This is a genomic window from Acinetobacter rathckeae (assembly GCF_015627125.1).
GTDB classification, from domain to species: Bacteria; Pseudomonadota; Gammaproteobacteria; order Pseudomonadales; family Moraxellaceae; genus Acinetobacter; species Acinetobacter rathckeae.
The window spans coordinates 142,365-164,763 of record NZ_VTDO01000006.1; the positions used below are offsets into that span (position 1 = coordinate 142,365).

The 22,399-nt window shown below is 41.4% G+C and carries 19 protein-coding genes and 1 riboswitch; of the genes, 15 read left to right on the top strand and 4 right to left on the bottom strand.

What is annotated here, in order from left to right; all coding sequences use genetic code 11:
• Window positions 1–223 precede the first annotated feature (223 nt).
• A riboswitch (glycine riboswitch) is annotated at window positions 224–309 on the top strand.
• Window positions 310–434: 125 nt separating this feature from the next.
• Window positions 435–1,703, top strand: a complete 1,269-nt coding sequence (locus tag I2F31_RS10585; RefSeq protein ID WP_195769311.1) for a D-amino acid dehydrogenase — start codon at window positions 435–437, stop codon at window positions 1,701–1,703.
• Between the two features lie 84 nt (window positions 1,704–1,787).
• Entirely contained in the window at window positions 1,788–2,984 is a 1,197-nt protein-coding gene (gene sbmA / locus I2F31_RS10590) for a peptide antibiotic transporter SbmA (RefSeq protein ID WP_195773881.1), read from the top strand.
• A 61-nt stretch (window positions 2,985–3,045) separates the two neighbouring features.
• Here sbmA and gatB read toward each other — a convergent pair whose 3' ends face one another.
• Genes gatB through gatC form a run of 3 tightly spaced genes read right to left on the bottom strand, consistent with a single transcriptional unit; the run spans window position 3,046 to window position 6,324 of the window.
• Window positions 3,046–4,500: an Asp-tRNA(Asn)/Glu-tRNA(Gln) amidotransferase subunit GatB gene (gatB, locus tag I2F31_RS10595; protein WP_195769313.1), complete on the bottom strand. Its 1,455-nt coding sequence runs from the start codon at window positions 4,498–4,500 to the stop codon at window positions 3,046–3,048.
• Window positions 4,500–5,978, bottom strand: a complete 1,479-nt coding sequence (gene gatA, locus I2F31_RS10600; protein ID WP_195773882.1) for an Asp-tRNA(Asn)/Glu-tRNA(Gln) amidotransferase subunit GatA — start codon at window positions 5,976–5,978, stop codon at window positions 4,500–4,502. The genes gatB and gatA overlap by 1 nt, the downstream gene beginning before the upstream one ends.
• A gap of 34 nt (window positions 5,979–6,012) precedes the next feature.
• A complete protein-coding gene (gene gatC, locus I2F31_RS10605; RefSeq protein ID WP_195769315.1) occupies window positions 6,013–6,324 on the bottom strand; it encodes an Asp-tRNA(Asn)/Glu-tRNA(Gln) amidotransferase subunit GatC in 312 nt (103 codons plus the stop codon).
• A 131-nt stretch (window positions 6,325–6,455) separates the two neighbouring features.
• On the opposite strand from gatC, the gene I2F31_RS10610 reads away from it, so the two are divergent.
• From I2F31_RS10610 to I2F31_RS10635, 6 genes are all read left to right on the top strand, one after another.
• Entirely contained in the window at window positions 6,456–7,496 is a 1,041-nt protein-coding gene (locus tag I2F31_RS10610) for a rod shape-determining protein (protein WP_195769316.1), read from the top strand.
• Window positions 7,497–7,514: 18 nt separating this feature from the next.
• Window positions 7,515–8,372, top strand: a complete 858-nt coding sequence (gene mreC / locus I2F31_RS10615) for a rod shape-determining protein MreC (RefSeq protein WP_195773883.1) — start codon at window positions 7,515–7,517, stop codon at window positions 8,370–8,372.
• On the top strand, window positions 8,359–8,850 hold the full coding sequence (gene mreD / locus I2F31_RS10620) for a rod shape-determining protein MreD (protein WP_195769318.1): 492 nt from the start codon (window positions 8,359–8,361) through the stop codon (window positions 8,848–8,850). Before mreC ends, mreD begins: the two co-directional genes overlap by 14 nt.
• Window positions 8,838–9,407 carry a Maf family nucleotide pyrophosphatase gene (locus I2F31_RS10625; RefSeq protein WP_195769319.1) on the top strand — a complete coding sequence of 190 codons (570 nt, stop codon included), beginning with the start codon at window positions 8,838–8,840 and terminating at the stop codon, window positions 9,405–9,407. Before mreD ends, I2F31_RS10625 begins: the two co-directional genes overlap by 13 nt.
• A 35-nt stretch (window positions 9,408–9,442) precedes the next feature.
• Window positions 9,443–10,897: a ribonuclease G gene (gene rng, locus I2F31_RS10630; RefSeq protein WP_195773884.1), complete on the top strand. Its 1,455-nt coding sequence runs from the start codon at window positions 9,443–9,445 to the stop codon at window positions 10,895–10,897.
• Window positions 10,898–11,044: 147 nt separating this feature from the next.
• The gene (locus I2F31_RS10635) at window positions 11,045–11,200 is read left to right on the top strand and encodes a PA1571 family protein (protein WP_195769321.1); all 156 of its coding nucleotides are present in this window, start codon (window positions 11,045–11,047) and stop codon (window positions 11,198–11,200) included.
• A 63-nt stretch (window positions 11,201–11,263) separates the two neighbouring features.
• Here the strand turns inward: I2F31_RS10635 and gltA are convergent, their stop codons facing one another.
• Entirely contained in the window at window positions 11,264–12,532 is a 1,269-nt protein-coding gene (gltA, locus tag I2F31_RS10640; RefSeq protein ID WP_195769322.1) for a citrate synthase, read from the bottom strand.
• Window positions 12,533–13,307: 775 nt separating this feature from the next.
• Here gltA and sdhC point away from each other — a divergent pair.
• The 7 genes from sdhC to I2F31_RS10675 all read left to right on the top strand — a co-directional run.
• The gene (sdhC, locus tag I2F31_RS10645) at window positions 13,308–13,712 is read left to right on the top strand and encodes a succinate dehydrogenase, cytochrome b556 subunit (protein ID WP_195769323.1); all 405 of its coding nucleotides are present in this window, start codon (window positions 13,308–13,310) and stop codon (window positions 13,710–13,712) included.
• Window positions 13,709–14,077 (top strand): succinate dehydrogenase, hydrophobic membrane anchor protein, encoded by a 369-nt coding sequence (sdhD, locus tag I2F31_RS10650; protein ID WP_195769324.1) that lies wholly within the window; start codon window positions 13,709–13,711, stop codon window positions 14,075–14,077. The genes sdhC and sdhD overlap by 4 nt, the downstream gene beginning before the upstream one ends.
• 14 nt (window positions 14,078–14,091) lie before the next feature.
• A complete protein-coding gene (sdhA, locus tag I2F31_RS10655; RefSeq protein ID WP_195773885.1) occupies window positions 14,092–15,987 on the top strand; it encodes a succinate dehydrogenase flavoprotein subunit in 1,896 nt (631 codons plus the stop codon).
• A gap of 13 nt (window positions 15,988–16,000) precedes the next feature.
• Entirely contained in the window at window positions 16,001–16,711 is a 711-nt protein-coding gene (locus I2F31_RS10660; protein WP_195769326.1) for a succinate dehydrogenase iron-sulfur subunit, read from the top strand.
• A gap of 423 nt (window positions 16,712–17,134) precedes the next feature.
• Window positions 17,135–19,957: a 2-oxoglutarate dehydrogenase E1 component gene (locus I2F31_RS10665; protein ID WP_195769327.1), complete on the top strand. Its 2,823-nt coding sequence runs from the start codon at window positions 17,135–17,137 to the stop codon at window positions 19,955–19,957.
• Window positions 19,958–19,974: 17 nt separating this feature from the next.
• On the top strand, window positions 19,975–21,204 hold the full coding sequence (gene odhB / locus I2F31_RS10670) for a 2-oxoglutarate dehydrogenase complex dihydrolipoyllysine-residue succinyltransferase (RefSeq protein ID WP_195769328.1): 1,230 nt from the start codon (window positions 19,975–19,977) through the stop codon (window positions 21,202–21,204).
• A gap of 67 nt (window positions 21,205–21,271) precedes the next feature.
• Window positions 21,272–22,399 (top strand): FAD-dependent oxidoreductase (locus I2F31_RS10675; protein ID WP_195773886.1); only part of this gene is annotated, 1,128 nt, incomplete at its 3' end.

Genomic DNA, 22,399 nt, shown 5'->3' on the forward strand with positions numbered 1-22,399 from the left:
ATTATTTGCATGGCTAAAACGACATATAATCACAGCAATGTATATAAATTGTTCCTTTAAATGCTTGCTCATGTATGAGACTGTGCAGATAGCTAGAAAAATAATGTACTGGTAGCATTTTTCAGTAGATTTATTTTTTATGTATTGTTTATTTATCTTTGGCTCAAGTTTTACCTTTTAATCATTATTGATCTCAAATATGGCATACACATTGCATAAATATTATTCAGTTACAGGAGAGTGGTACATGTACCCGCCGAAGGAGCAACGACCCCGGAATCTCTCAGGCAAAAGGACTGTAATATAAACATATCAATCTGGAGAGAAGTAGATTTGCTCTACTCACCGAAGGAAGAAGGTAAAAGTAAGGTTACTTTTACTGAAGATCTCAGGTCAAAGTACAGATGGGGCTAAAGCACTCAAGGAGATGTTTTATGCCACATGTTATTGTCATTGGTGCGGGTGTAACGGGCGTAACAACTGCCTATGAACTGAGCCAAATGGGTTTTGAAGTCACTGTGCTTGATAAGCATTTGTATCCTGCAATGGAAACGTCATTTGCCAATGGCGGACAACTGTCTGCGTGCAATGCGGAAGTTTGGAATCAACGTGCAACCATTTTAAAAGGTTTAAAATGGATGACAAAAAAAGATGCACCTCTGTTAATTAATCCCTCTTTTGACTTACATAAGTATGCTTGGCTGATGGAGTTTATGGGGAATATTAAACATTATGAAAAAAATACCATAGATACTGTTAAGTTGGCATTACTCGCTCGTGAACGCATGTTTCAAGTGGCTGAAAAAGAAGGCATAGACTTTAACTTGGAAAAGAAAGGCATTTTGCATTTTTATCACTCTGCAGAAGACTTTAAAGTGGCAGGTGATGTCAATGATCTGTTGCGTAAAGGTGGACTAAAGCGTTATGAAGTCACCAGTGATGAAATGAAAAAAATAGAACCAACATTGCAAGGTGACTATTATGCAGGATTTTATACTGAAGATGATGCCACGGGCGATATTCATAAATTTAGTACAGGTCTTGCTGAAGCTTCAAAAAAATATGGGGTGAAGTATCGTTTTGGCACAGAAGTAACAGCTGTGGTCAACCATGAGCGTAGTGTGACGGTAAAATACACATGCAGTGCTGAAGATGTAAAAGGCAACGTGAGTGAAATTCATGAAATACATGCAGATGCCGTGGTGGTGTGCGGAGGTGTTGCCAGTTATCATTTAGCCAATGCAATGGGGGATCGAGTGAGTATTTATCCTGTGAAAGGGTATTCGATTACCGTGGCATTAGATGATGAACAAAGCCAAAACAATGCACCGTGGGTCAGTTTGCTTGACGAGAGTGCAAAAATTGTCACATCACGCTTAGGTAAAAACCGTTTTAGAGTGGCAGGTACAGCAGAATTTAATGGTTATAATCGTGACATTCGAGCAGACAGAATTCAGCCACTCATTGATTGGGTGAATAAAAACTTTGAGGTCTCTACCGAGTCTGCCGTGCCATGGAGTGGATTACGCCCAATGATGCCTGATATGATGCCTAAAGTGAAGCGTAGCCGACACCCTCGGGTCTTTTACAATACAGGTCATGGTCATTTAGGCTTTACATTATCTGCTGCAACAGCGGTGATGATTAGCGAAGAAATTCAACAAATGATTGTGGCAGACCAAAAGCAGTATAAAGTGGCTTAATGCTCATGCGACAGATCTCCTAGAGTAAACGCGCAGTTAGTGTATTTACTGTATTTAAAACTTATGAATATTTGATTGATCACTATGTTTAAATCCTTCTTCCCAAATCCTAAGCTGTTTTTTTTATCTGCAACCATCTGGTGCATAGTGAGTATGTTGTTATGGTACACGGGAGGGGAACACTGGGGGGAATGGATTGGTTTTCCCAAAGGCTATGCAGTAGAAGGTTTACCCATTGGGGTGAGTCGTTTTTGGCATATGTCATTTATTTGGTTTTATCTTTGGTTTGCTGGTTTTACTGCTATATTTTTTTTGTTTTGGCATGTTGTTGCCAACCATAAGTGGCAAAAGTGGTCTATTTTAGGTTCGGCTTTTATTATTTTTAATATTTGGTTTGATGTACAAGTCAGCGTCGCGATTAATGCATGGTATGGGCCATTTTGGGATCTTATTCAAAATATGATTTCTAAACATGGTGGTAATATTAATGATCTATACATGGGGACGCTGACCTTTATGTATATTGCCATGGTGTCTATTTTTGTGGCGTTGATGAATACATTTTTTGTAAGCCACTACATTTTTCGTTGGCGTACTGCGATGACTGAACATTATACCGAACAGTGGCATTTGTTGCGTCATATTGAAGGGGCGTCACAGCGTGTGCAAGAAGATACCATGCGTTTTGCCACCATTATGGAAACGCTTGGAGTACGTTTTATTTCTGCGATTATTACCCTGATTGCATTTTTACCTGTGTTATTTATTTTATCTAAACATGTACCTGTTTTACCTATTGTTGGTGGAATTCCACACTCATTGGTTTGGGCAGCTGTGGTTTGGTCTGTATTTGGTACATTATTGATGGTTGTGGTGGGGATTAAACTGCCTGGACTTGAGTTTAATAATCAAAAAGTAGAAGCGGCATATCGCAAAGAGTTGGTCTATGGCGAAGACCATGCAGACCGTGCAGAACCCGCTACGTTAAAAGAACTATTTGGTTATGTACGTCATAACTATTTTAGGTTGTACTTTCATTATACGTATTTTAATTTAATCAGTAACTGGTATATGCAACTCGACATTTTATTTAGCTTAGTGGTACTGTTTCCATCAATTTCGGCAGGTTTAATTACTTTGGGTTTAATTAACCAAATTGGAAATGTATTTGATAAGGTACGTTCAGCTTTTCAATATTTGATTACCTCATGGAAAACAATTATTGAGCTGTTATCTATTGTGAAGCGTTTAAAAATGTTCGAAGAGAGTATAAATAAATAGCATAAAAGGCCCAAGTTAGGTCTAAACCTAGCTTGGGCTTCGTTTTTTCTTAGGTAAATGTTTAACCTAAGAGTTGTTTCATTAGTTGGTTCACTTGAGCTGGGTTGGCTTTACCACGAGATGCTTTCATCACTTGTCCAACAAGACCGTTAAAGGCTTTTTCTTTACCAGATTTGTACTCTTCAACCATTTTTTCATTGGCCGCAAGTACTTCTTTAATCATGGCTTCGATCGCACCTGTATCTGTTTCTTGTTTCAAGCCTTTTTCAGCAATAATTTGGTCTGCGGTTTGGGCTGGAGCTTCCCATAAGTAAGCAAACACTTGTTTCGCAATTTTGCCACTGATGGTGTTGTCGACAATACGTGCAACCATGCCACCAAGTTGTGCTGCACTGATAGGCGATTCTGTAATGTCTAGGTTTGCTTTGTTTAGTGCCCCAGAGAATTCACCCATCACCCAGTTGGCAGCAATTTTTGCATGTTTTGCACCACCTGAAGCGACCACAACTGCTTCAAAAAAGTCAGCCATTTCACGACTTAATGTGAGTACACGTGCATCGTATTCAGTTAGTGCATAGTCATTGATAAAGCGTTCACGCCGTGCTTGAGGTAGCTCAGGCATATCTGCTTGAATGTCTAAGATTTGCTGTTCAGAAATGTGTACAGGTAATAAGTCTGGGTCAGGGAAGTAGCGATAGTCATTGGCTTCTTCCTTGCTACGCATAGAGCGTGTTTCCATTTTATTCGGGTCAAACAAACGGGTTTCTTGTACAATTTTTCCGCCACTTTCTAAGATATCCATTTGGCGTTCAATTTCAACGTCAATGGCTTTTTCAATAAAGCGGAATGAGTTAATGTTTTTTAACTCGCAACGTGTACCAAACGCATCACCTGGTTTACGTAGTGATACATTACAGTCACAGCGGAAAGAGCCTTCAGCCATGTTGCCATCAGAGATACCTAACCAGCGTACAAGTGTGTGAATAGCACGTACATATGCCACAGCTTCTTCAGTTGAGCGCATGTCTGGTTCAGATACAATCTCAAGCAGTGGCGTGCCTGCACGGTTTAAGTCAATGCCTGTCATGCCTTCAAAGTCTTCATGCAGTGACTTACCTGCATCTTCTTCTAAGTGGGCACGGGTCACGCCAATACGCTTTTGCGTGCCGTCTTCTAAAAAGATATCAATATGGCCTAAACCAACAATTGGGTTGTCCATTTGGCTAATTTGGTAGCCTTTTGGAGAGTCTGGGTAAAAGTAGTTTTTACGTGCAAATACGGAAGCACGGTCAATTTCTGCATCAATACCTAAACCAAAACGAATGGCTTTATCGACCACAACGCGGTTCAGTACAGGCAGTACGCCCGGCATGGCTAAATCAACCAAACTGGCTTGGGTGTTTGGTTCAGCACCAAATGCCACGCTTGAGCCAGAGAATATCTTTGACTGTGTATTTAACTGGGTGTGAATTTCTAATCCAATCACCACTTCCCAGCCATCAATCAACTTTGCCATTATACATTCTCCTTTGCAATTTCAGCACGTTGGCTATGCCAGTCGGTGGTTTTTTGGTATTGGTGGACAATAGAAAGTAGTTGAGATTCTGACCAATAATTGCCAATGAGCTGTAAACCTACAGGTAAGCCGTGTTGGTCAAAACCAACAGGGGCATTAATGGCCGGGTGTCCTGAAAGGTTGGCTGCAAGCGTGTATAAATCGCCTAAGTACATTTCTACTGGGTCAAGTGCTGCCCCAATTTTGTATGCTGTGGTTGGTGCAGATGGTGCTGCAATTACATCAACTTGGGAAAATGCATTTAAGAAGTCTTGTTGGATTAAGCGACGTACTTTTTGAGCCTTCACATAGTAGGCATCGTAGTAGCCGGCAGAAAGGGCATAGGTACCAATTAAAATGCGGCGTTTAACTTCTTCACCAAAACCTTCTGAGCGAGAGCGTTTGTAAAGGTCGTTTAGGTCTTGTGGGTTTTCACAGCGATAACCAAAACGTACACCATCGTAACGAGATAAGTTTGATGAGGCTTCAGCAGGTGCAATCAGGTAGTAGGTTGGCACGTATGATTCAACCATGTTGAGATCAACTTCTACTAATGTTGCACCCATGCTTTCAAGTTGTTTGAGTGCTTCTTCAACACGCTGTTTCACATCTGCATGTAAACCATCTACATTGAAATATTGTTTTGGAATACCAATACGTAAACCTTGTATCGCTGTTTTGTTGAGGTTGCTGACGTAGTCATCTACAGGCTGTTGTACAGAAGTAGAGTCTTTGTCGTCATGACCTGCCAATACGTTCATGAGATAGGCACAGTCTTCTGCCGAACGTGCCATTGGGCCTGCTTGGTCTAAAGATGATGCAAATGCGATCATACCAAAGCGAGAAACACGACCATATGTTGGTTTTAAGCCTGTTAAACCACAAAATGATGCAGGTTGGCGAATTGAACCACCTGTATCTGTCCCTGTTGCCAGTGGTGCAAGGTCAGCAGCAACTACAGCAGAAGAGCCACCCGAAGAGCCACCTGGTACGTGAGCCAAGTTCCAAGGGTTTTTGGTTGCACCGTAAAATGAACTTTCAGAAGTAGAGCCCATTGCGAACTCATCCATGTTCACTTTGCCCAAAGTCACCATGTTCGCTTGTTTGATTTTTGTAACAACAGTAGCGTCATATGGTGAGATAAAATTATCTAACATTTTTGAGCCAGCAGCGCTACGAATGCCTTGGGTACAAAAAATATCTTTGTGTGCAAGTGGAATACCTGCCAGTGGGTGTGCATTGCCTGCATTGAGTGCAATATCGGCCGCATCTGCTTGAGCGAGTGCCAGTTCTGGGGTTGCGGTCACATAACTGTTGATTTGTGGGTCAATCTTGGCAATACGGTTGAGGTAGTGCTGTGTGAGCTCACGTGATGAAAAATCGCGTTGTTTTAGCCCGCTTGAGAGTTCTTTAATCGTTAAACGATGTAAGTCAGTCATAATATCTGCTATTGGTCAAATTGATCGAAAAAGGTTATTCAATAACACGTGGCACAAGGTATAGACCTTGTTCTACACTTGGTGCAACTGCTTGATATTCATCACGATGGTTGGTTTGTGATACACAGTCGTCACGCAGTGGCTGAGCGTTGTCAAATGGACTCTTGAGGGGTTCGACACCTTCGGTATTTATGTTCTTCAATGTATCCATCATGTCTAAAATTTTATTTAAACTTTGTGCGTATGCTTGAGATTGCGTATCATTAAGCGATAATCGAGCGAGATTGGCAATGCTCGATACGGTTTGAGCATCTAAATCGGTATGCTGTGTATCTGGGGTTGACATATAATCACCTCGTTCAGTATCAAAAACTTTGAAATATCCTGTGATATGATAAGCGATTGACTTGTTCAAATCATCACATTTAGTTAAAGTTGCCAACTTGCGTCCATATTTGTAAAAACTGGGAATGACCCGTGATTTTAAAACGACTAATTGGCTTGTTTTCGCCAGATCTTGCCATCGACTTAGGCACAGCCAACACACTTATCTATGCGCCAGGACGAGGCATTATATTAAATGAACCGACTGTTGTGGCAATACGCCACAGTGGCTCACAAAAAATTGTGGCGGCAGTAGGTTTAGATGCAAAACAGATGCTTGGTCGTACGCCTGCCAACATCTCTGCAATTCGTCCAATGAAAGATGGCGTGATTGCTGACTTTGAAGTCACTGAAACCATGTTAAATCAGTTTATTGGTAAAGTGCACGAAAAACGTTTGTTTCCACCTGCACCGCGTGTTGTGGTGTGTGTGCCATGTAAATCAACGTTGGTTGAACGCCGTGCTATTCGTGAAGCAGTATACAATGCTGGTGCACGTGATGTGCGTTTAATTGAAGAGCCAATGGCTGCTGCAATTGGTGCGGGTCTACCTGTAGAGCAGGCATGTGGTTCTATGGTGGTTGATGTAGGTGGTGGTACAACAGAGATCGCCATTATTTCTTTACAAGGTTGTGTGTATTCAGACTCACTACGTATTGGTGGTGATGTGTTTGATGAACAAATCATTAACTATGTGCGTAAGTCGCATGGTTGTGTGATTGGTGAAACCACAGCAGAGCTGATTAAGAAAGAAGTAGGTACAGCAATCAATGACGGCGAAAAGCTTGAAATTGAAGTGCGTGGTCGTAACTTGGCTGAGGGCGTTCCTCGTTCAATTATTGTGACGTCAGAAGAAGTGGTTCAAGCCATTACAGACCCACTGCAAAGTATTGTGAGTGCGGTGAAATCTGCATTAGAGCAAACACCACCTGAGTTGTCATCAGATATTGCACAGCGTGGTATCGTGTTAACAGGTGGTGGTGCATTACTGCGTAACCTTGACCAACTGTTATCAAGAGAAACGGGTCTACCAGTGGTATGTGCTGAAGAACCATTGACTTGTGTGACACGTGGTGGTGGCAAAGTGCTTGAGTTTTTTGATAATCCAAATCATGACATGCTGTTTGTGGGTTAACATAAGGTAGGAAGGCGGGTGCAACCGAATATTTTTTCAAGACAACCGCCATCATTTCGCTCGTTTATTATTGCAATGATAACTTGCTTGGTGGTGTCATTTTTTGATTGGCGTATGCCACATATTGTTCAACCAGCAAGAGATGTGCTGTATTCGATGTATACCCCCATATACACCGTGGCAAGTTATCCTGTGATTTCTAGAGAGTGGCTCACCCAACAAACGAAGTCTGAAGAGCAATTACGCCGTGAAAATACAGCAATGAAAGCAGAGCTTTTACAGGCACAAGTCCGCCTACAAAAGTTATCTGAACTCTCTGCTGAAAATACACGTCTGAGAGGGTTGCTAGATACGCCATTGATTATTGATGGTCGTATGGAAATTGCTGAAGTGATTGGCACAGATACAAACCCTCTACATCATGTAGTGATTATTAACCGTGGTACAGCTGACCGTTTACGTCAAGGTCAGGTTGTGCTGGATAATCAGGGGATTATGGGGCAAATCATTGATGTACATCAGCACAATGCACGGGTACTTTTGTTGTCTGATAAAGACAGTTCTTTATCTGTACGAGTAGAGCGTACAGGTATGCGAGCGATTGTTTCAGGTACAGGTGATTTAGGGCGTTTAAAAATGCAATATGTACCAACCAGTGCAGACTTACAGGTGGGTGATAACGTGTATAGTTCTGGTTTTGGTGAGCATTTCCCGGCAGGTTATTTGGTGGGTACAGTGAATAAAATTCAACGCCAAAATACCGGTGAATTTGCACAGATCGACATTAGGCCTGCGGCCCAACTTGCAGGTGGGCATTATGTTGTGGTGTTGTTTTCTGACTCTTTAGCCAAGGAACAACCCTATGCTAATCGCTAAATATAAGCCGCTCAAAAGAAAAGACCCATTACTACTGATTGTCCTTACCGTTATTCTTGCTTCGGTAATGACAATTTACCCTTTGTCTTATGATATCTCAGCATGGCGACCATTTATTTTAATGCTGGTCATGTTGTTTTGGGTGTTGTGTCAACCAACATGGTGTGGGGTGTGGTTTGCCTTTGGTTTAGGTATCTTTTTTGATTTACTCATAGATGCGCCTTTGGGGCAAAATGCATCTGCTTTTGTACTGATTGCTTTTATAACGCGTTATTTTATTAGAGAAAAAAGAATTCTTACATTTTTAAACTTGTGGTTTATAAGCATCTTAGCCACAGTGGGCTATGTATTGTTCGTTTGGTTATTGCAAACGCTTGGTAATGTTGATTATCCACTGATGCGACGTTGGCCACCCATTGTAAGTAGTCTTTTATGTTGGCCTTTACTCTACTATAGCTTAAAAACATGGCGTCTTTAATTTTAGCTTCTGGTTCACCTCGTAGGCATGAGCTTTTGTCGCAACTGGGGTATGCATTTGAAGTCTGTGTACCCAATATAGATGAAAGTGTTTGTTTGGGGGAGGGTGCTCAAGATTATGTTGCACGTTTGGCTTATGAAAAAGCCTGTGCTATTGTTGAACAGCACCCAAAGAAATTGGTTTTAGCTGCAGATACTTGTTTGAGTATTCAGTCAGAAATTATTGGTAAACCAAGTTCTAAGCAGCATGCATTTGAGATTTGGCAAAAATTGTCAGGCCAATACCATGATGTTTTTACAGGTATTTGTGTGGTACAGCAGGGGAGAGTGTACCGTACTGTCGTCAAAACGCAGGTTCAGTTTACTGTACTTACAAAACAAGATATGGAACAGTACTGGGCAACTGGTGAGCCTTTAGGTAAGGCTGGAGCTTATGCAATACAAGGGATTGCAGCCAAATATATACCTGAAATTATGGGTAGTTATAGCAATGTGGTTGGGCTACCTTTATATGAAACAGATCAATTATTACAGCAAGCGATTAAGGCACTAAATTAATCGTTCAAAAATTCTTATAACATTTGAGCTTTATTATGTCTGATGAATTATTCATCAATGTAACACCTATGGAGTGTCGGGTTGCATTAACAGAAGATTGCGTCGTCAATGAGATATTTGTTGAAAGGACACTCAGGCGTGGGTTAGTTGGCAATATTTACAAAGGTAAAGTTGTACGTGTACTACCTGGTATGCAAGCAGCATTTGTAGATATTGGTCTTTCTAGAACTGCGTTTTTACATATTAATGATATGGTTTGGCCAAAGGGTATGGCAAACCCTAATGTATTTGAACTCTTACAGCAAGGGCAAATTCTCACCGTACAAGTCATGAAAGATATGCTTGGCACGAAAGGTGCTCGGCTGACCACAGACCTCTCTATTCCATCACGTTACTTGGTATTTATGCCTTTTGGTAGTCATGTGGGGGTGTCGCAAAAAATTGAAAGTGAGAGTGAACGCATTCGCTTAAAGTTAATCATAGATAACATTAAAACCAAATACCCTCTCCCTGGTAGTGTGATTATACGTACTGCTGCAGATGGTGCTTCTGAGGCAGCAATTGAGCGAGATATGGCGTATTTAAGCCGTTTGTGGGAGTATATTCAGCGTAAAAAAAGAGCCATTACTGTACCTTCTTTAGTATTTGAAGAATTGCCTTTGCCTCAGCGGATTGTGAGAGATTTGGCTTCAGAGCATACCGAAAAAATTTATGTCGACACCGAAGAGGTCTATCACACGCTTACGGCATTTATGGCTGAGTTTATGCCACAGTTACCTACACAGCTGATTTTTTACCGTGAGCAAAAGCCTTTATTTGAAACCTATCATATTGAAGAAGACATTCAAAAAGCACTGCAAACCCGTGTGGCGTTAAAGTCAGGTGGTTATTTAATGATAGATCAAACGGAGGCCATGACCACCATTGATGTCAATACAGGCTCGTATGTTGGTGGTCGCAGTTTAGAAGACACCGTGTATCGTACCAATATGGAAGCCACAGAGGTGATTGGTCGACAACTCAGGCTACGAAACTTGGGTGGCATATTAATTATTGACTTTATTGATATGCAAGAAGAGATTCATCGGGCAGAGGTTTTAAAGTACTTTGAAGTTGTACTTGCCAAGGACCATGCCAAAACAAAAATTACCCAAGTGTCTGAATTAGGCTTGGTTGAGATGACACGTAAGCGTACCCGTGAATCGTTAGAGCATTTATTGTGCGATGCTTGCCCAACCTGTCAGGGACGTGGATTTGTAAAAACTGCCGAAACCGTTTGTTATGAGATTTTTAGAGAAATGATGAAGCTTACACGGCAGTATCCACATCAAAAAGGTTTTATATTGGTTGCAAGTACCGTGGTTATTGACCGTATGCTCACAGAAGAAGCTTCTGCACTCACAGATTTAATGTTTTTACTCAATCGTTCGATACAACTGCAAGTAGAAACGCTGTATACGCAAGAGCAATATGATGTCATTTTAAGTTAACTTTGTAACAAAAATACATTCAATCTTTGTTACAACTGGCAGTTTACTTTCATCAGTGATTTCTCAATACTATAGATCTGGGTAGCCAAAGATAGATGTTATGTCTTAGTGAGTGAGGCAATTATGCAGAGATATGATGAGAACAATATGCAAAACAATACGCACCACGTTGCAGAACAACAAGCGGTAAAAAACCATTGTTTTATGCTCGATGAAGAAGGGCGTGAAGTGCCAATTACAACAAGCATGGTGCAAGATATATGTATTGAACTGCTTAAGCAGTGTCGTACTGTGAAAAGTTAAGTTCAGACTCAAGCCAATAAAAAGGGTGACATGAATATGTGTCGCCCTTTTTATTTGAGTAAGTTACATATCTCGTTGCTGCTCGCCTGTATAAAGCTGACGAGGGCGACCAATTTTATGTGGGCTAGATTGCATTTCTAGCCAGTGGCTCATCCAACCTACTGTACGTGCCAGTGCAAAAACAACGGTAAACATAGAGGTTGGAATACCAATCGCTTTTAAAATAATACCTGAGTAAAAGTCTACATTAGGGTATAGATTACGTTTAATAAAGTACTCATCTGAAAGTGCGATGCGTTCAAGTTCCATGGCTAGTTTCAGTTGTGGGTCATGTATACCAAGCTCAGCAAGTACTTCATCACATGTTTCTTTCATCACTTTGGCACGAGGGTCAAAGTTTTTATAAACACGATGCCCAAAGCCCATGAGTTTCACTTCTTTGGTTTTGACCTTTTCCATAAAGGATGCAACGTTTTCAATTGAACCAATCTCATCAAGCATATTCAGCACAGCTTCATTTGCACCGCCATGAGCACGTCCCCAAAGGGCTGCAATCCCTGCTGAAATACATGCATATGGATTTGCACCTGTAGAGCCTGCAAGACGTACTGTAGACGTCGAGGCATTTTGCTCATGGTCTGCATGCAAGGTAAAAATGCGATCCATGGCTTTGGCATGAATTGGATTGACTTGATAGTTACGGTCGGCTGGTGTTGCAAACATCATGTGTAAGAAGTTTTCAGCATAGCCTAAGTCATTACACGGATACATAAAGGGTTGACCCACAGTATATTTATAACTCCATGCTGCAAGTGTAGGCACTTTAGCCAACAAACGAATGGCAGTAATTTCTCTGTGGTTGACATCGTCTAGGTCAAGGTTATTGTGGTAAAAGGCGGACAAAGCACCTACAACCCCAACCATAATGGCCATTGGGTGAGCATCTCGTCTAAAACCATTAAAAAAACGACTGACTTGGTCATGTACCATGGTGTGGGTGCGAATTTTTTGGTCGAATTCTTCTTTTTGCTCGGGGGTTGGTAGCTCACCGTTAAGGAGTAAATAACTGGTGGTGAGGTAGTCTGCTTTGGTTGCGAGTTGGTCAATTGGATAACCACGATGAAGTAGTACGCCTGCGTTACCATCAATGTAAGTAATTTTTGACTCACATGAAGCGGTTGACATAAAACCAGGGTCAAACGTGAAATGGCCAGATGTGAGTATATCCTTTACATCAATAACATCGGGGCCTAATGTACCTTTATAAACAGGTAGTTCTATCGTTTTTCCATCGAGTTGTAAAATGGCTTTCTTGCCGTTTGCTTCAGACATTCAAAGATCTCCTGTCCTGGTGAATGTGATCTGATAGTTGTGTGCTGCTTTATCTTGCAAAGTGGCTTGATAAAGTTGCTGTAATGGAAGGTATTTCATTGTTTTTATTATTCACTTGTTTTAGTTGGCAAATATTGTGTAAAACAAATCCTACATCTCACGATATTTACCATAGAACAATATTTGAATCCTTCATGTTTAAATGTAACCCAACATGAGCTAAAAAATATAGTGTTTTATATCTGTAATTGTTGCGATTTGAAAGTAATATCGACCAAAGTTGTATGATTGGTATACAAGTTATGGGTGGAAAGTCATAAAATTAAATGTGTTAAGTGGGTGATTAAGTAATGGTTTTAGGTGTGTTTTATGCCTTGTAAATGGTGTTTAAACGCTGAGCTTATATTTATTTGAAGTGAAAAATGCTTTGAGCTATATCGAAAAAAAATACCTGTATACTTAAAAGATAATACAAAAAAATTGGTTGCTATTTAATCATGGGTGAGGCTGGGTTTAGGGGTTGTTTTTATACTTTAATACATTGTTTTTTATGGTTTAATTTTTAAAAATATAAAAATTAAAGTACTTTTAATAGTGTTGTAGAGCATGATTTTTTTTACTTGTTATTGGTCTTTAGTCTTGTTTGAGTTTTTAAAATAGCCATCTTATACTTTCACATAGAATACGTTTGGGCGAAGGATGCCCAGATCATACGCTAGCTTTCCTTCATTAAATTGAATTAGATAAACCCAAGGCTTGGGTTTTTACACATAGGATGCCCGCTGTGAAAAGTAATAGACCTGTCAATTTAACCATGGGACAGGTGTTAGCGGTTAATTTACGCTCACCCGTGGCTATTGCCTCTATATTGCACCGCCTTTCAGGTGTAATAGTTTTTGTACTCATTCCAATTCTACTCTGGATATTGGATAAATCATTGTCTTCAGCCGATGGATTTACCTACGTGAAAGAACACGTGTTTGGCCATATTGCAGTTCGCTTTGTGGTATGGGCATTTGTTGCTGGGTTAATTTATCATTTTGTGGCTGGCGTTCGCCATTTGCTTGCAGACTTAGGTCACTTTGAGGAACTTTATAGTGGTCGTGCAGCAGCAACGGCGTCATTGGTTTTATCTGCAATAGGGATTGTTGCAGCATTTATATGGATTGTTGTCTTATGAAAAGTGCCACTGGTTTAACTGGCTCAGGGTCACGTGATTGGTTTATTCAGCGTGTGAGTGCAGTTATTTTAGCTGTCTATACTGTTGTTGTATTCGGCTGGATTCTGTTGCATAGCGGTTTTAGTTATGAACAATGGTCGGGCTTTATGCTGACTTTACCCATGAAGATCTTGTCTTTATTGGCTGTCTTATCTTTAGTTTCTCATGCATGGATTGGTATGTGGCAAGTCTTTACAGACTATGTGACCACAAGGCAAATGGGACCATTCGCACCGCGTTTACGTTTAATTCTGACCACACTGGTGATTGTGGCGGTTTTTGTATATGCGATTTGGTGTATCCAAATCTTTTGGGCAAACAAATAAGGCGGTAACAAATCATGGGTGCAATTACTCCCAAAGAAAACTATTCTAATATTCAAAATTTAACCTTTGATACGATCATTGTTGGCGGTGGTGGCTCTGGTATGCGAGCCGCTTACCAGCTGGCACAAGCGGGTTTAAAAGTTGCAGTACTGACAAAAGTATTTCCAACACGTTCGCATACGGTTGCAGCTCAAGGTGGTATTGGTGCGTCTTTAGGTAATATGCAAGAAGACAATTGGCACTACCATTTTTACGACACAGTCAAAGGGTCAGATTGGTTAGGTGACCAAGATGCCATTGAGTTTATGTGTCGTGAAGCACCGAAAGTGGTGTATGAGTTAGAGCATTTAGGTATGCCATTTGACCGTAATGAAGATGGTACGATTTATCAGCGTCCATTTGGTGGTCACTCGGCAAATTATGGAGAAAAAGCAGTACCTAGAGCGTGTGCAGCCGCTGACCGTACAGGGCATGCACTTTTACATACGCTGTACCAAAGCAACGTTAAAATGGGTACACAGTTTTTTGTAGAATGGATTGCTTTAGACCTGATTCGTAATGAAGCTGGTGATGTGCTAGGTGTCACCGCATATGACCAAGAAACAGGTGATATTGCTGTATTTCAAGCCAAAGCGACGTTATTTGCAACAGGTGGTGCAGGGCGTGTGTATCGTGCATCAACCAATGCTTATATTAATACAGGTGATGGTTTGGGTATGGCTGCTCGAGCAGGCATACCATTGCAAGACATGGAGTTTTGGCAGTTCCACCCGACAGGTGTGGCAGGTGCAGGTGTATTACTGACCGAAGGCTGTCGTGGTGAAGGTGCAATTTTAAGAAATAAAGATGGCGAACCGTTTATGGAGCGCTATGCACCAACACTGAAAGATCTTGCACCACGTGATTTTGTGTCGCGTTCAATGGACCAAGAAATTAAAGAAGGTCGTGGTTGTGGCCCTAAAGGTGACTATATCTTGTTAGATATGACGCATTTAGGTGCAAGTACCATTATGAAGCGTCTACCTTCGGTTTTTGAAATTGGTAAAAAGTTTGCCAACGTTGATATTACCAAAGAGCCAATTCCTGTTGTACCAACCATTCATTATCAAATGGGTGGGATTCCAACCAATATTCATGGTCAGGTGGTTGTTCCTGCAACAGCAGAAGATAAGCCATTGCATGCGGGCTATGATGTTGCACAAGACCAATACCATACAGACAGTGAGCGTAACTTTACGCAACCTGTAAAAGGTTTTTACGCCATTGGTGAGTGTTCTTGCGTGTCTGTGCATGGCGCAAACCGTTTGGGTACAAACTCACTGCTTGATTTGGTGGTGTTTGGTAAAGCTGCGGGCGAGCATATTATTGATTATGTGACCAAGCATCATGGTGATGATTATGCACCATTACCAACCAATGTGTTGCAACAAACTTTAGAGAGAGTCAAAAAATTAGATGACTCGACCTCAGGTGAAAATGCACAAGATGTGGCAGATGAAATTCGTGAAATTGTGCAAAATCATGCAGGTGTGTTTAGAACACAAGCTTTGCTTGATCAAGGGGTAAAAGAAATTTTAGCCATTGCACCACGTGTTAAAAATATTCACTTAAAAGATAAATCTAAAGTGTTTAACACTGCACGTATTGAAGCATTAGAAGTTGAAAACTTATATGAAGTTGCTAAAGCAACGTTAATCTCAGCGGCAGCACGTAAGGAATGCCGTGGGGCACATACAGTCGTTGACTATGAGCTACCTGCAGAGCACCCAACCTATTCGTATGGTCGCCGTGATGATGAATGGATGAAGCATACATTGTGGTATGCCTCAGATAACCGTTTAGAGTACAAGCCAGTACGCTACAAGCCATTAACGGTTGATGCAATTCAACCGAAGCCACGTACATTCTAATCGGGAGAAAGACATGAGTAGAGGCACACGTACCTTTGAAATCTACCGCTATGATCCTGATAAGGATACAGCACCGTATATGCAAACGTTTACTCTGGAGTTGACAGAGAAACATCGTATGTTACTTGATGCTTTGTTGGCATTAAAAGTGCAGGATGAAACACTGACATTTAGACGCTCTTGCCGAGAAGGGATTTGCGGTTCAGACGGTGTAAACATTAATGGTAAAAATGGTTTGGCTTGTTTGCTTAATCTCAATGATTTACCTAAAAAGATTGTGATTCGTCCGTTACCTGGTTTGCCAGTGATTAAAGACCTTGTGGTCGATATGAACCAGTTTTATGACCAGTACGACAAAATTCAACCATTTTTAGTGAATAATCAACCTGCACCACCGAAAGAACGCTTACAAACACCTGCGGAGCGAGAGCATCTAGATGGGTTGTATGAGTGTATTTTGTGTGCATGTTGTTCAACCTCTTGCCCGTCATTTTGGTGGAATCCTGACAAGTTTTTAGGCCCATCTGCGTTACTCAATGCGTACCGCTTTATTATTGACTCACGAGATACTTCAACCGCAGAACGCCTTGCACGTTTAGATGACCCATTTAGTCTATTTCGTTGTAAAGGCATTATGAACTGTGTGGCTGTGTGTCCGAAAGGTTTGAATCCAACCAAAGCGATTGGTCATATTCGTGGCATGCTTTTAGATCAGGCCGGATAGTCGCTACATTGCCATTTTAATACGTAATTTTTGTATAAACCACTTGAAAAGGTGATGTTTTATGCAAAAATTACTTGGCATAGTGTTGGTCGAAAGATGTGGTGAATTGGTTTAAATTTTAACGCCATCATGAAGTGAGTATAAGGATATAGTCGCTTTAGAAAAGTTAAATTCAAGCATTTATTTTTTCTAAGTCGGTTTGCAAAAAATTACGCAATATATTGAGTAATATACTCGTGATATTTATAAAATATACTGTGTTTTTATTGACTTATTTGGTGTATTTCAACCGTACATCACTCAATGGATTGAACAATAAGTTTGATTGAGTCACATTGAAAAATGTGTTTAAACAGGTTGATCAAGGGTTACTTGAGATCAAGCAACCGTTTATTTTTTGCAGTAAAGGAAATGGGTCCACAAATGCAAGAAGTTGCAGACGCACTGCGTCTAGATACTGAACTTTCAGCTGACAGTGCAGCGTATATAGAAGAATTATACGAACAGTACTTAACTTCTCCAACCTCAGTCAGTGACGACTGGCGAACATACTTCGATACATTTCCAAAAGGTGATCAACCGCATGGGGCAGTCCGTGAGCAATTTCTATTGCTTGGACGTAATGCCAACCGCATGACACCTGTGGTATCGAGTAGTGTAAGCACAGCACACGAACACCGCCAAATTGGTATTTTGCAACTGATTGCAGGCTACCGTAACCGTGGTCATCAAAAAGCCAAACTAGATCCACTTGGTATTGCCAAACGTGAAGAAGTACCAGACTTGGAGCTGAGTACACATGGTTTAACCAAGTCAGATTTAGACACGGTATTTAATACCGCCAATTTAGCCATTGGTAAACCAGAAGCAACTTTAGGCGAAATGGTCGAGGCAATGGAAGCCATCTACTGTCAGTCTATTGGTGCAGAGTACATGCATATTGTCAACACTGCTGAAAAACGTTGGATTCAACAACGTTTAGAAGGGGCACGTGGGCAGTATGGGTTATCTGTTGAACAGAAAAAGAATATTTTAGAGCGTTTAACCGCTGCAGAAGGGTTAGAAAAATATTTAGGCAATAAATACGTTGGTGCTAAACGCTTTGGTTTAGAAGGTGCAGAATCTTTTATTCCAATGATGAATGAACTGATACAACAAGCAGGTGCCGTAGGTTGTAAAGAAGTGGTCATTGGTATGCCACACCGAGGCCGTTTGAATGTACTTGTAAATACGATGGGTAAAAACCCAGCAGATCTATTTGGTGAGTTTGAAGGTAAGGCCTTACATAAGAAAGGTTCAGGTGATGTGAAATATCACCAAGGCTTTTCATCAAATGTGATGACCGCAGGTGGTGAAGTGCATCTTGCTTTGGCATTTAACCCCTCTCACCTAGAAATTGTTGGCCCTGTGGTTGAGGGTTCGGTACGTGCTCGTCAAGTGCGCCGTAAAGATATTGGTGGTGATGATGTATTACCAGTCATTATTCATGGTGATGCTGCGTTTGCAGGGCAAGGCGTAAATATGGAAACCTTCCAAATGTCACAAACGCGTGGCTATTCGGTGGGTGGTACAGTTCATATTATTGTAAATAACCAAGTTGGTTTTACCACGTCTAACCCGAAAGATGCCCGTTCGACTGAGTATTGCACAGATATTGCTAAAATGGTGCAGGCACCTATTTTTCATGTGAATGGTGATGACCCTGAAGCAGTGGTGTTTATTACTCAACTTGCACATGATTTTCGCCATACCTTCCGTAAAGATGTGGTCTTAGATTTATTTTGCTACCGTCGCCGTGGACACAACGAAGCAGATGAGCCATCAGGCACACAGCCAAGCATGTATAAAGCGATTAGTCAAAAAGCCACGACACGTACGTTGTATGCAGACACCTTAGTGCAGCAACAGATCGTTGACCGTGCCACTGCTGATCGTATGATTGAGCGCTATCGGGCTGATTTAGAAGCAGGGAAGCATGTTGCAAATGCTTTAGTGCTTGAGCCAAATACCAAAATGTTTGTCGATTGGAAGCCATATTTGGGTATGGATTATACCGATGACTGGGATACTTCATTTAGCCTTGAGCGCTTAAAGCAACTGGGCAAGATTATGTATCAGCGTCCAGAAGGTTTTGAGCTACAACGTCAAGTGGCAAAAGTGATTGATGAACGCTTGAAAATGCAAACAGGTGAAATACCATTAAATTGGGGTGCGGCAGAAGTTTTAGCCTATGCCACCATTTTAGATGAGGGTTACTTGGTACGTATTAGTGGTGAAGATGTGGGACGTGGTACGTTCTCGCATCGTCATGCTAAATTGCATAATCAAAAAAATGGTCAAGAATATTTACCGCTGTGCCATATTAAAGAGAACCAACCACGTTTTGCATTATGGGACTCTTTACTGTCTGAAGAAGCTGTATTGGCCTATGAATACGGTTATGCGACCACACAGCCACATGCCCTCGTGGTGTGGGAAGCTCAGTTTGGTGACTTTGTGAACTGTGCTCAAGTGGTGATTGACCAGTTTATTGCGTCTGGTGAAACCAAATGGGAGCGTGTCTGTGGTTTAGTCATGTTATTACCACACGGTTTTGAGGGGCAAGGGCCTGAGCATTCATCTGCACGTTTAGAACGTTTCTTACAGTTATGTGCAGAAGACAATATGCAAGTGGTTACACCAACCACACCTGCTCAGATGTTCCATTTACTGAGAAGACAAGTGGTACGACCATTACGTAAACCTTTGATTGTTATGGCACCAAAATCATTACTGCGTCATAAAGAGGCAGTATCTACGCTCAATGAGTTGGCGGTAGGTCAATTTAATACCGTGATTGATGAAATTGATGCTTTGGCACAAGATGCGGTCACACGTGTCGTGCTTTGTGGTGGTAAAGTCTACTACGACTTATTGGCAAAACGCCGTAGCTGTGCTTTAGAAAATACAGCGATTGTACGTGTTGAACAATTGTACCCTTACCCAGAGCAACGTATTGCTCAGGTGCTGGCAAGCTATCCAAACCTTAAAGATTTGGTGTGGTGTCAAGAAGAGCCGAAAAACCAAGGGGCTTGGCAATATATTGCACCACAATTATTTGAAGGCATTGCTCAAAGTGAACGTGCAATTAAATTAAAATTTGCAGGTCGTGAAGCGGCAGCAGCTCCTGCATGTGGTTCACCTTACTTACATGCACAACAACAAAACCAGCTTATTTCTGACGCACTTGCGATCGAAGCTGAATAATCAGGAGATATTTACCCATGGCTATTGAAATTAATGCACCTGTATTTCCAGAGTCGGTCGCAGATGGAACAATTGCAACTTGGCATAAATGTGTTGGTGAGCGTGTTGCACGTGATGAAGTGATCTGTGACATTGAAACAGATAAAGTGGTTCTTGAAGTCGTTGCGCCTGCAGATGGTCAGATCACGGCTTTTATAAAAGAAGAAGGTGACACTGTACTTTCGAATGAGCTCATTGCACAATTTGAAGCAGGAAGTGTAGCGGACACAAGATCTGCTGAAGTAAGTCAACAGGTTGAACAAACTACAGCACAAACACATGCTGGTGCAACTGCGGTGGTAGAGCGTTCACAACCTGTGGTTGTGCAAGATCAAGCCCCTGCGGTACGTAAAGCATTGACTGAAACTGGTATTGATGCTGCAAATATTGCAGGCACAGGCCGTGGTGGTCGTATTACTAAAGAAGATGTGGTGAATCATCAAGTGACACCTGCCCCTGTAGCAACACCTCAGGTTACTATGACAGAAACAGCAACCACGCCTTCAGGTCGTATAGAAAAACGTGTACCTATGACACGTTTAAGAAAGCGTGTGGCAGAAAGATTATTGGCAGCAACACAGCAAACAGCCATGTTAACGACGTTTAACGAAGTGAACATGAAACCAATCATGGACATGCGTAAGCAATATAAAGATGCGTTTGAAAAGCGTCATGGTGCACGTTTAGGCTTTATGTCATTCTTTGTGAAAGCGGTAACAGAAGCATTAAAGCGTTATCCTGCTGTGAATGCATCTATTGATGGCGATGATATTGTGTATCATGGCTATTATGACATTGGTGTGGCGGTATCCTCTGAACGTGGGCTTGTTGTACCAGTACTGCGTGACACAGATCATATGAGCTATGCTGAAGTAGAGTCAGGTATTCGCAGTTATGCAGGCAAAGCACGTGATGGTAAGTTGGCCATTGAAGAAATGACGGGCGGTACATTTACCATTACCAATGGTGGTACATTCGGTTCGTTATTATCTACACCTATTTTAAATCAGCCACAAACTGCAATTTTGGGTATGCATAAAATTCAAGACCGCCCAATGGCTGTAGATGGTCAAGTGGTCATTTTACCGATGATGTACCTTGCATTATCTTATGACCACCGTATGATTGATGGTAAGGAAGCAGTTGGTTTCTTGGTGACAGTAAAAGAGCTATTGGAAGAGCCTGCAAAACTCATTCTTGATCTTTAACTTGAAATTATCGTGATAAAAAAACACAATCTACTTCGGTAAAGTATTGTGGAAAATGGAGATGGACATGTCTCAACAGTTTGATCTGGTTGTGATTGGTGGTGGCCCTGGTGGATATGAGGCTGCAATTCGTGCTGCACAATTGGGCTTTAAAGTCGCGTGTATTGAAAAACGTATTCATAATGGTAAGCCATCTTTGGGTGGTACATGTTTAAACGTTGGTTGTATTCCATCAAAAGCATTACTTGATTCAGCACACCGTTTTGAATCTACACAACACGAGTTGTCTGATCACGGGATTAGCACAGGCGAAGTCTCGCTTGATTTAGCAAAACTACTTGCACGTAAAGACAAAGTGGTTGATCAGTTGACCGGTGGTGTTGCACAGCTACTCAAAGGCAATCAAATTGAGTGGCTACAAGGTACAGGTAAACTACTTGCAGGTAAAAAAGTAGAATTTGTACCACATGAGGGTGAAATCCAAGTCTTATCACCTAAATATGTGATTTTGGCTTCAGGCTCTGTACCTGTAAATATTCCTGTTGCACCAGTAGATCAAGATATTATTGTTGACTCTACAGGTGCATTAAATTTCCCCGAAGTACCAAAACGCTTAGGGGTAATTGGTGCAGGCGTCATTGGACTTGAGTTAGGCTCTGTATGGCGCCGTTTAGGTGCAGAAGTTGTTGTATTTGAAGCCATGGACAGCTTTTTACCAATGGCAGACAAAGCACTTGCTAAAGATTTCCAAAAAATCTTGAAAAAACAAGGCTTAGATATTCGCGTTGGGGCAAAAGTTGCCGGTACGCAAGTCAATGGCCGTGAAGTGACTGTGAAATACAGCCAAAATGGTCAAGAGCATGAGCAAGTATTTGATAAGCTAATTGTTTGTGTTGGGCGTAAGCCGTATGCAGAAGGTTTATTGGCTGCTGATGCGGGTATTACACTCACTGAACGTGGTTTTATTGAAGTTAATGACCACTGTGCAACTTCTATTGATGGCGTATATGCAATTGGTGATTTAGTACGTGGCCCAATGCTTGCACATAAAGCGATGGAAGAGGGTGTAATGGCTGTGGAGCGTATTCATGGTCATGCTGCACAAGTGAATTACGACACGATTATTAGCGTCATTTATACACACCCAGAAGCGGCTTGGGTCGGTTTGACTGAAGAAGCAGCCAAAGAACAAGGC